5 protein-coding genes are annotated in these 4,075 nt (G+C 36.4%); 3 read left to right on the top strand and 2 right to left on the bottom strand.

Features of this window, described 5'->3' with window-relative positions:
- Nucleotides 1–133 precede the first annotated feature (133 nt).
- Entirely contained in the window at nucleotides 134–253 is a 120-nt protein-coding gene (locus K737_RS11665) for a transposase (RefSeq protein ID WP_161630389.1), read from the bottom strand.
- 617 nt (nucleotides 254–870) lie between these two features.
- Between K737_RS11665 and K737_RS08690 the strand changes: the two genes are divergently transcribed.
- From K737_RS08690 to wecB, 3 genes are read left to right on the top strand one after another with little or no spacing between them, the layout of a single operon-like run.
- The gene (locus K737_RS08690) at nucleotides 871–1,287 is read left to right on the top strand and encodes a glycosyltransferase family 2 protein (protein ID WP_006293889.1); all 417 of its coding nucleotides are present in this window, start codon (nucleotides 871–873) and stop codon (nucleotides 1,285–1,287) included.
- Nucleotides 1,247–1,708: a glycosyltransferase family protein gene (locus K737_RS08685; protein ID WP_006293887.1), complete on the top strand. Its 462-nt coding sequence runs from the start codon at nucleotides 1,247–1,249 to the stop codon at nucleotides 1,706–1,708. The genes K737_RS08690 and K737_RS08685 overlap by 41 nt, the downstream gene beginning before the upstream one ends.
- Nucleotides 1,705–2,736: a non-hydrolyzing UDP-N-acetylglucosamine 2-epimerase gene (gene wecB, locus K737_RS00580; protein WP_006293885.1), complete on the top strand. Its 1,032-nt coding sequence runs from the start codon at nucleotides 1,705–1,707 to the stop codon at nucleotides 2,734–2,736. Before K737_RS08685 ends, wecB begins: the two co-directional genes overlap by 4 nt.
- Before the next feature lie 999 nt (nucleotides 2,737–3,735).
- Here the strand turns inward: wecB and K737_RS00575 are convergent.
- Complete coding sequence (locus K737_RS00575; RefSeq protein WP_023491589.1) at nucleotides 3,736–4,029, bottom strand: hypothetical protein; 294 nt, start codon at nucleotides 4,027–4,029, stop codon at nucleotides 3,736–3,738.
- Nucleotides 4,030–4,075 lie beyond the last annotated feature (46 nt).

The following is a 4,075-nucleotide window of genomic DNA, read 5'->3' as shown; positions in this document are numbered from 1 at the left end:
ATAATTTTTCTACCTCCTAGCTCTCCTGATTTGAATCCAATAGAGTAATTCTGGGATAATATGAAGAGGTGGACAATATACTAAAAATTACTATGGTCGTTCTACTTATGTGCTTATCTTGGGCTCATTTTTTCTAAATGTAGTTGAGATCAGGTGAATAAGTAGACAAGTATAGCAAGGTATGACCAGAATCTTCCAGAATTTTTTTCATGTCCTTACCTTTATGAAAAGAAAAATTCCCCCTAACAATCACGCTTTTGCAGGTAAATTGAGAAATAAAATCTGCTCTACCCAAGAAGTAAAAACTGCTGTGTTAACAAAAGTCCGTAATTAAGCCAATTGCGATTAAAACACTACAAGTGCTTATTGCATTAGTTTTTAGCTTCCCCATGAATTCCCTATAGCGTAGCTGTCTTTGTATCGAATCTCCATGGATTCTTGGTATGTCGTGAGCAACCCCGTTTTCATCGATAATTTTTTGAAAATGCAGATCGTTTTGCTGCATCTGCTTGGAGACGATTCAGGGGGAGTATAGGCAACTCCAAGGGAATACGCAATCCAATTTTCACTTACATTCAGACGTTGTGCTTACTCATATTAGTAAGGAATCTCGAAAGCTCTTAACATCCTTTTTAAGCATTTTTTAAAAAACAAGCAAATACCCATAAAAAAAAGCAATGATCTGTAAAGCTATTCTTGCATGACCATAATTTATGACCATTTTTATTGTGTTCGCTACAAAAAATATATTTTCCTAAATAAATGATTTTGTAATCTTAAGCATATAAAAATACGTTCTTAGAGAGCCGGTTGCACATTCAGGCCGTTATCTCTTATATTTTTTCTGATGTGATATGTATATATTAAAAAATGCCTAAGATTAGTGTTGTTCTTCCCGTGTACAATGGTGAAAAACACCTCAAAGATGCGATTGAATCCATATTAAATCAAACCTTTCAAGATTTTGAGCTTATCATTGTCAATGATTGTTCACGGGATTTGTCAGAAGATATTGCGCGGCATTACAATTCTATAGATTCTAGAGCTTTTTATTATCGTAATGATACTAACCTTAAGCTGCCAAAATCACTCAACGTAGGGTTTTCTAAAGCCCATGGTTACTATTGGACATGGACGTCGTGTGACAAAGTTTATTTGCCTGATGCGCTGGCAGAGCTTAATAAAGCTTTGGACGCTAATGATGAGGTCAGTCTTGTGTATTCTTCCACGCGTATTATTGATGAACATGGTAAAAAAAAAAGAAATCATTCATGCTGGTCCTCCTGATCATCTCATTTTTCGAAATATGGTGGGGGCTTGCTTTTTATACAGACGTTCTACAGCTGAAAAGGTGGGAATTTATGATGATTCTTTGTTTTTGTGTGAGGATTATGAATACTGGTTAAGAATAGCTAGCCATTCAAAAATTCGCCCCATAATGAAATGTTTGTATGAATATCGTCGCCATAGCGATAGTCTCTCCTATAAAAACGAGAGGGAAATTATAGCCAAAGGTATTAGCGTACAAAAAAAATATTACAGTAAATTTATAAGAACGCGTCAAGAAGCAGCTCTCTTTTATGCCCACTTGCGTGCTAGAGATATTTATAATCCCTTTAGGCAGCTATATTTGTTGGAGGTTTTATTCTATAACCCGAAGCAATTTTTTACTGAAATTTATGGTCTTGCTAAAAGAAAGTTTTCATGAAAAAACAAATAAAAATTTTAACTGTGTTTGGTACAAGGCCAGAAGCCATTAAGCTTGCTCCTTTTATTAAAGCTGTTGAAAGTGATTCTGAGTGTTTAAATATAACATGCGCAACGACACAACATAGAGAGCTTCAAAATGAAGCTTTAGATCTATTTACCATTAAATCTCACTATAACTTAGATATTGTGCATAAAAATCAGGATTTATCTTATATATCATGCGCTGTGTTAAAGGGGGTAACAAATGTATTAACCCAAGAAAGACCTGATTTCGTTGTAGTACAAGGAGATACAACAACAGCCTTTACTGCAGCACTCGCTGCTTTTTATCAAAAAATCCCCGTGGTCCATGTTGAAGCTGGCCTTAGAACGGGGGATATTTCAAGCCCTTTCCCAGAAGAAGCACACCGTGTCCTCATTTTGAAAATGGCGAAACTTCGCATGGTGCCGACAGAAATGGCAAAAGAAAACCTATCTAAAGAAGGTATTGTGGATAATGTATTCATGGTAGGTAATACTATTGTCGATAGTGTGGACTGGGGACTAAAAAACTTCGCACCTAATAATGAGTTTATTAAGCAGATAATTGAAAATGGTAAACAGAAAATTCTTATTACAGTGCATCGCCGAGAAAATTTTGGCAAACCGTTAGAAGAAATATGTTCCGCTATTAAAGAGCTTTGTAAGCAGTATCCGGAAGTTGATTTTATTTGGCCAGTTCACCCTAACCCTAATGTCATAATAATTGTGAGAGAAACTCTACAACAAACGTCTAATCTTTACATCACTAAGCCACTTCTCTATGATGCATTGCTTACATTAATCAAACACTCATCTATATTAATTTCTGATTCCGGAAGAATCCAAGAAGAGGCTTGTATTTTAGGAAAGAAGATTATTGTGCTGCGTGAAGAAACGGAGAGGATGGAGATTATCGAGGCTAGAATAGGCACGCTGGTTGGATCCAATAAAGAGAGGATTATAACAGAGGTGCACAAAGTTTTAAGTGAATCCAAAATCGTATAGATACGCAAAATATTTACGGAATCCCAGGTGTTTCTCAGAAAATTTTAGAAAAAATAAAAGAATTTTACTAAGAACCTGTATTCATGAATAAAAAAGTGTGATATAAAAGGCTTGGATGTGTAGAAGAAGAATTATCCAAGCATGACAATAGAAGCAAATACAACAAAAAAGAGGGGGGTAATGCAGTAGGTTACATAATCAAGAGCGGTTGTCAATGGGCGGCACATTGTTTTATAGACGATATAGGATTAAGGGGGTATGGGAAAAAGTAATGCATGAACTTGTTAAGACAAGCCGAATTAAGTATGAAGGGAGCAAGAATCCCAGCTATAGCATCATTCACAAAGTGTTAAAACAAGTGTTAGAACCAAAGGTGCCTCAGAAAAAATAGGTATAGATGGGGGAAAAAAAGATACGTAAACAGCATAGTGTTCTTGATAGGCAAGGCAATCTGCTCCATATCACTGTTCATAAGGCCAATGGCACAGGTGCTGGGTGCGGAGTTATCCTACATTAAAGGAAGTGTGTGCAGATTCTGGATATAGAAAACCCATGGAGGCATTTGCGTAGAATTATATTGAATAAAACTATAGCAATCTCAGAGCATATATCTCAAGGATGGGCCATACTTCCAAAGCGTTGGATCGTCGAAAGAACATAGGATAGCTAAATCATTTTCGAAGGGTATCTAAAGATTATGAGCCATAGCGACTGTTGAAAACATGATTATGATGGCCCATTCCATGATCCTATTAAGAAGGATAGCTAAATCATGAATGGAGGTTATTACTTCGTTTAGGTCGTCCAGAACTATTTTAATCCGCCACTTTTTGAGTACGCTTTTTAAATGAGTTTTTTTATTTTCTTCCTTTGTAATTCAGATTTTCAGTGTAGCTCAGTGTAGCTTTCGCCTATCTTAGCACGTGGTATCAATAATCATACTCCCCCTCACTTTTTTTCAGGTAGTTTAAAAGATCGCTGAAATCAAAGAATAAGAGTTTATCTTTGATCCACCTGAGCCCCCTTGTGAAGTATGAATACAAAGATGAATAGAAAGGTGCTCTGACTGTTTTTTTGTAAGCACATTCTTGTGTAAGGCCCGTTATAGAAGCGTATACAATAGCAACAGCGACAATGGTCAAGTTTGGAAAGTCTTCCCAAATCTTTCATAGGGGGATTTTCAAGGTTAACCCCTTGCGTTTTCATAGTTCTGAACAGCCGTTCAATGTCCCATCTTTGTTTGTAGGCTTTTATTACCCGGTCTTTATCTTGAGCAAATGACAAGGTGCTCATCTTTAATCTTTTTACCTACGATAAACCCCCTAGGATCATCCAGCAT

Source organism: Holospora undulata HU1, from assembly GCF_000388175.3.
Classification (GTDB): Bacteria; Pseudomonadota; Alphaproteobacteria; order Holosporales; family Holosporaceae; genus Holospora; species Holospora undulata_A.
This window is presented reverse-complemented; position numbering and strand designations above follow the sequence as displayed.

Bases quoted from the DNA above. Each gene is read 5' to 3' on its own strand.
- K737_RS08690 (WP_006293889.1), top strand. From the start codon at position 871: ATGCCTAAGATTAGTGTTGTTCTTCCCGTGTACAATGGTGAAAAACAC.
- K737_RS08685 (WP_006293887.1), top strand. From the start codon at position 1,247: ATGGTAAAAAAAAAAGAAATCATTCATGCTGGTCCTCCTGATCATCTC.
- wecB (WP_006293885.1), top strand. From the start codon at position 1,705: ATGAAAAAACAAATAAAAATTTTAACTGTGTTTGGTACAAGGCCAGAA.
- K737_RS00575 (WP_023491589.1), bottom strand. From the start codon at position 4,029: ATGAGCACCTTGTCATTTGCTCAAGATAAAGACCGGGTAATAAAAGCC.